4 protein-coding genes are annotated in these 5349 nt (G+C 67.2%); 2 read left to right on the top strand and 2 right to left on the bottom strand.

The genetic code is table 11. The features are described 5' to 3' along the window. A partial coding sequence (gene aspS / locus AC5E6L_RS03225; protein WP_491771255.1) for an aspartate--tRNA ligase occupies positions 1-1676 on the bottom strand: 1676 nt, incomplete at its 3' end. Between the two features lie 231 nt (positions 1677-1907). Between aspS and AC5E6L_RS03230 the strand changes: the two genes are divergently transcribed. Next, positions 1908-3188 carry an MFS transporter gene (locus AC5E6L_RS03230; RefSeq protein WP_491230127.1) on the top strand — a complete coding sequence of 427 codons (1281 nt, stop codon included), beginning with the start codon at positions 1908-1910 and terminating at the stop codon, positions 3186-3188. Further along, positions 3185-4375: a ribonuclease D gene (gene rnd / locus AC5E6L_RS03235; RefSeq protein WP_491771257.1), complete on the top strand. Its 1191-nt coding sequence runs from the start codon at positions 3185-3187 to the stop codon at positions 4373-4375. The genes AC5E6L_RS03230 and rnd overlap by 4 nt, the downstream gene beginning before the upstream one ends. Here the strand turns inward: rnd and AC5E6L_RS03240 are convergent. Next, a partial coding sequence (locus AC5E6L_RS03240; RefSeq protein ID WP_491771259.1) for a Ppx/GppA phosphatase family protein occupies positions 4326-5349 on the bottom strand: 1024 nt, incomplete at its 5' end. The genes rnd and AC5E6L_RS03240 overlap by 50 nt on opposite strands.

A 5349-nucleotide genomic window follows, 5' to 3' on the forward strand; every position in this document is an offset into this window, starting at 1 on the left:
AGGGTCACTTCGCGCAGGTTTTTCGCGCCCACCAGCAGCATGACGATGCGATCGATGCCGGCGGCCATGCCGCCATGGGGCGGCGCGCCATAGTGGAAGGCGCGGTAGAGGCCGCCGAAACGCGCCTCGACCACGGACGCATCGAGGCCGACAATGCCGAACGCCTTGACCATCACCTCGGGCAGATGGTTGCGGATGCCGCCCGAGGCGATCTCATAGCCGTTGCAGACCAGATCGTACTGCCAGGCCTTGATCGACAGCGGGTCCTCGGTTTCGAGCGCCTCAAGGCCGCCGCGCGGCATGGTGAACGGGTTGTGGCCGAAGTCCACCCGCTTTTCGTCCTCGTTCCATTCGAAGAAGGGAAAATCGACGATCCAGGCCAGTTCGAACCGGTCGCAGTCGACAAGGTCGAGCGCCTCGCCCGCGCGCGTGCGCGCCTCGCCCGCAAAGCCCGCGAACGTCTTCGGATCGCCGGCGGCGAAGAAGCAGGCATCGCCCGGCTTCAGGCCCAGTTGCAGCCGGATCGCCTCGGTGCGCTGGGGGCCGATGTTCTTGGCGATCGGGCCGGCGCCCTCGACCTGGCCGCCCTCCTCGCGCCAGAAGATGTAGCCGAGGCCCGGCTGGCCCTGCCCTTGCGCCCATTTGTTCATCCGGTCGCAAAACGCCCGGCTGCCGCCGGTCGGCGCGGGGACCGCCCAGACCGCGCCGCGCGGATCGTTCTCCAGGATGTTCGCGAACACCTTGAAGCCCGAGCCGCGAAAATGTTCGGACACGTCCTCCATGACGATCGGGTTCCTGAGGTCGGGCTTGTCGGTGCCGTATTTGAGGATCGCCTCGTCATAGGGGATACGCCGGAATTGGGCCGTCACCGGCTTGCCGTCCGCAAACTGCTCGAACACGCCGCGAACGACCGGCTCCATGGCCGCGAACACATCGTCCTGCTCGACGAAGCTCATCTCCACGTCGAGCTGGTAGAACTCGCCGGGCAGCCGGTCGGCGCGCGGGTCCTCGTCGCGAAAGCAGGGCGCGATCTGGAAATAGCGGTCAAAGCCAGAGACCATCAAAAGCTGCTTGTAGATCTGCGGCGCCTGCGGCAGCGCGTAAAATTCGCCCGGATGGATGCGCGAGGGCACCAGGAAGTCGCGCGCGCCCTCGGGCGACGAGGCGGTCAGGATCGGCGTCGAATATTCGGTGAAGCCGGCCTCGGCCATCCGCCGGCGCATGGAGGCGATCACCTGGGTTCGTGTGGCGATGTTGGCGTGCAGGGTCTGCCGGCGCAGGTCGAGAAAGCGGTATTTGAGGCGGATGTCCTCGGGATAGTCCGGCTCGCCGAAGACGGGCAGCGGCAGTTCCCCGGCCCTTGAGAGCACCTCAAGGTCGCGCGCGTAAAGCTCGATCGCGCCGGTCGGAAGGTCGGCATTGACCAGATCGGCCGCCCGCTCCTTGACCGTGCCGTCGATGCGGATCACCCATTCGGACCGCACGGTTTCGGCCGTCTTGAAGGCGGGGCTGTCCGGATCGGCGACGATCTGGGTGATCCCGTAATGGTCGCGCAGATCGATGAACAGCAGGCCGCCATGATCGCGCACGCGGTGCACCCAGCCCGAAAGCCGGGCGGTCGAGCCGGCATCGGATCGGCGCAGGGCGCCACAGGTGTGGCTGCGGTAACGGTGCATGGCTGGCCTCGCGGTGATGGCTCGGGCGGCGAAGGCGCCGCGCGAGGTGTCCGGAAAAATCGCGCGGAAAAGCGCATGGAGGCCGGCATTTGTCAAGACGCTCTAGGGCCTGCGGGGGTTCAGGTTTCGGGCCTGGCGCGTCCCGAAGGAATATGGCGAACAATCGCCCATTTCGGGGCTGGCGGGAACGCGCGAGCGGGGGCATAGTGCGCCGGCTTTCCCTGGTTTCCCATGCACGCCCTGCGTCCCCTGATCCCGCTCTTCATCGCCGCCGGCATCCTGCTGGCGGGCAACGGCATCCAGGGCACCGCGATCGCGATCCGGGGCGCGCAGGAGGGCTTTTCGACCTCGCTGATCGGGCTGATCGGCACCGCCTATTTCGTCGGCTTCCTGCTGGGCTGCCTTTATATCCCGCGCCTTCTGAACGCGGTCGGGCACATCCGCACCTTCGCCGCGCTCGCCGCGATCACCGCCTCGGGCACCTTGATGCTCGTCATCATCGTCGACCCGATCGCCTGGCTGCTCCTCCGCTTTGCCGTGGGCTTCTGCTTTTCGGGCCTGTTCACGACCATCGAGAGCTGGATCAATTCGGGCGTGAAGAACGAAACGCGCGGTCGCGTGCTCGCGGTCTACCGCATCGTCGACATCTTCGCGGTGACCGGCGCGCAGTTCATGATGCCGGCGCTGGGCACCGAGGGGTTCGTGCTGTTCGCCGTCATGGGCGTGATGATCACGCTTTCGCTGGTGCCGGTCTCGCTGGCCGACCGCTCCAACCCACAGCCGCCGGCCGAATTCCGCTTCGATCTGAAAGGCATATGGGTGCTGTCGCCGCTCGCCTGCATCGGCTGCGTGACGATCGGGGCGACCAACGGCGCCTTCCGGCTGATCGGCCCGCTCTATGCGGAGGGAATCGGGCTTTCCATCACCGACGTCGCCGTGTTCATGAGCGTGGGCATCGTCGGCGGGGCGGTGCTGCAATATCCGCTCGGCCATCTGTCCGACCGGTTCGACCGGCGCACCGTGCTGCTGTCTACAACTGCGGGCGCGGTCGCCGCAGGGCTGTTCCTGGCGTTCGGCGCGGGCATGTCGGCGACGCTCAACTATCTGGGCATCTTCCTGTTCGGTGCGTTCGCGCTGCCGCTCTATTCGCTGTCGGCCGCCCACGCCAACGACCATGCAAGGGCCGGCCAGCACGTCATGGTCGCCGCAGGGCTCATGTTCTTCTTTTCGCTGGGCGCCTCGATCGGCCCCTATCTTTCGTCGGCGGCGGTCGAAGCGTTCGGGCCCGAGGCGCTGTTCACCTATACGAGCGCCGTCCACGCCGCGCTGATCGTCGCCACGATCTGGCGCATGCGGGCGCGCAGACCGGTGCCCGCCGAGGCGCGCGGACCTTCCTCATGGCTCTTGCGGACATCGCCGGTCTTCACGAGGATGGCGCGGGGCAATGGCGCGGGCGAGCGGCAAAACGGTTCGACAAGCGACAAGGGCTCGTCTATTGACCGGCCGCAATGACCGATAAAGACATTTCCTTTCCCGACCCGATCACCAGCACCATCGCGTTGACCGCCGCCTGCGGGCGCATGGCGCGGCACGACCACATCACGATCGACACCGAATTCGTGCGCGAGACGACCTTCTGGCCCGTGCTCTGCCTCGTCCAGATCGCCTGCGCCGACGAGGCGGTGCTGATCGATCCGATGGCCGAGGGCATCGACCTTGCGCCGCTGTTCGAGCTGCTCGCCGACGAGGCGGTGACGAAAGTGTTTCACGCCGCCCGCCAGGACATCGAGATCTTCCACCATCTGGGCGGCCGGATTCCGCATCCGATCTTCGACACCCAGGTCGCCGCTATGGTGCTCGGCTTCGGCGACGCGATCGCCTACGATCAGATCGTCAAGCGCATCACGGGCGCCCATATCGACAAGTCGTCACGCTTCACCGACTGGGCGCTGCGGCCGCTGACCGACAGGCAGCTGATCTATGCGCTGGCCGACGTGACCCATCTGCGTGACGTCTATGCGCGGCTGCGGACGATGCTCGAAGAGCGTGGCCGGGCCCATTGGGTGGCCGAGGAAATGGCGGTGCTGACCTCGCCGAACACCTACGAGATTCGCCCCGAGGACGCCTGGAAGCGGCTCAAGCTGCGGGTGCGCAAGCCGGCCGAGCTGGCCGTGATGCAAAGGCTGGCGGCCTGGCGCGAACGCCAGGCCCGCGAACGCGACGTGCCGCGCAACCGGATCCTCAAGGACGATGCGATCTATGAAGCGGCCCAACAGCGGCCCAAGGACCAGCGCGCGCTCGGGCGGCTGCGCACCGTGCACAAGGGCATGGAGCGCTCGGCGACCGGGGCGGCGATCCTCGATGTGGTCACCCAGGTCGGAGCGATGGACAAGGCCGAGCTGCCCGTGGTGCCGCGCGGGCCCAGTGCGCCAGACCGGGCGGGCGCGGCGAGCGAACTGCTCAAGGTGCTGCTCAAGCTGACCGCAGAAAAGCACAATGTCGCGCAGAGGGTGATCGCAACGTCCGACCATATCGACCAGATCGCGGCGCATGGCGACCGGGCAGACGTGCCGGCCATGCGCGGCTGGCGGCGCGAACTGTTCGGCGACGAAGCGCTCCGGCTGATCGCGGGCCGGATCGCGCTCGGGTTCAGCGACCGTAAGATAGCGAGCGTTGATCTGATGGCGGATCGGCAATGATCATGGCGGTGCTCACGCCGGTCACCTTGGCGAGCTGAGCAAGGCGCGCGCGCGGCCGCTCGCCGACGAGCGCGGCGAGATGGGCGGGAACGACCAGTTCCATCGTGCCGTCCCCGGCGCGCCGCCAGACAAGCTCGGGAATGATGCCCGGCATGGCGGCTGTGAACAGATAGGCAACGCGCAGGAACGCCCCCAGGCACTTGGCCCGGTCCCAGGTGCGCTGCGAGACGAGCTTGCGTATCTCGGGCGCAAGGCTTTCGTTCTTAAGACCCTCATAACGGAAGTGGTTGGCCAGCGCGATGAAGGCGCGGCCCTCATGGCTGACCTGCACGAAGCTCGAATAGGCGATGATGGCGAGCGATTGCGCGGACCGGTAGTCGGGATGGGCGCGCCAGCCAATGTCGGCGAGCCGGCAGGCGGCGTCGCGATAGCGCGCCTCGTCCACGGTCTCCTCGATGCCGAAAGCGGCAAAGCCCTCGGCGGTCCAGCGGGCCAGCTCGCGCGCGTGGCGCGGCGAACGCGAGCGCAGCACGGCCAGCTCGTCCGCCGCTTCGAGCAGGCCGTCGCGCCGGCGCACGCTCTCGTCGAGCTGCGCGAACAAAAATCCCTCACGCACGCCCAGCGCCGAAAAGGCGATGGCGCGCGGCTTCATCTGGCGGACGATCTCGGCCAGCACGACCGCGCCATAGGGAATGAGCGCCTTGCGCGCCGAAGAGATCAGGTGAATGCCGCCCAGACGGCCCAGATCGTCGTCGATGAGCTTTCTGAAGAACTTGAGCGCCACCTCGGGCGTCAGCTCATAGCCGTGGGTGACGCGCAGCGGATAGCCCACTTCCTGCATATGCAGCTTGGCGCTGGCGCGCCAGGTTCCGCCGACGGCATAAAATGTCCGCCCCCTTGCGGCCCGTACGAGCCCCGATCCGGCGATCAGGCGGCGGGCGGTGTCCGCCGTCTTGCCGCAGAAGGAGCAGAGC

Source organism: Roseitalea sp., assembly GCF_984466335.1.

Coding starts and splice junctions, on each gene's coding strand:
- AC5E6L_RS03230 (WP_491230127.1), top strand. CDS start 1,908: ATGCACGCCCTGCGTCCCCTGATCCCGCTCTTCATCGCCGCCGGCATC.
- rnd (WP_491771257.1), top strand. CDS start 3,185: ATGACCGATAAAGACATTTCCTTTCCCGACCCGATCACCAGCACCATC.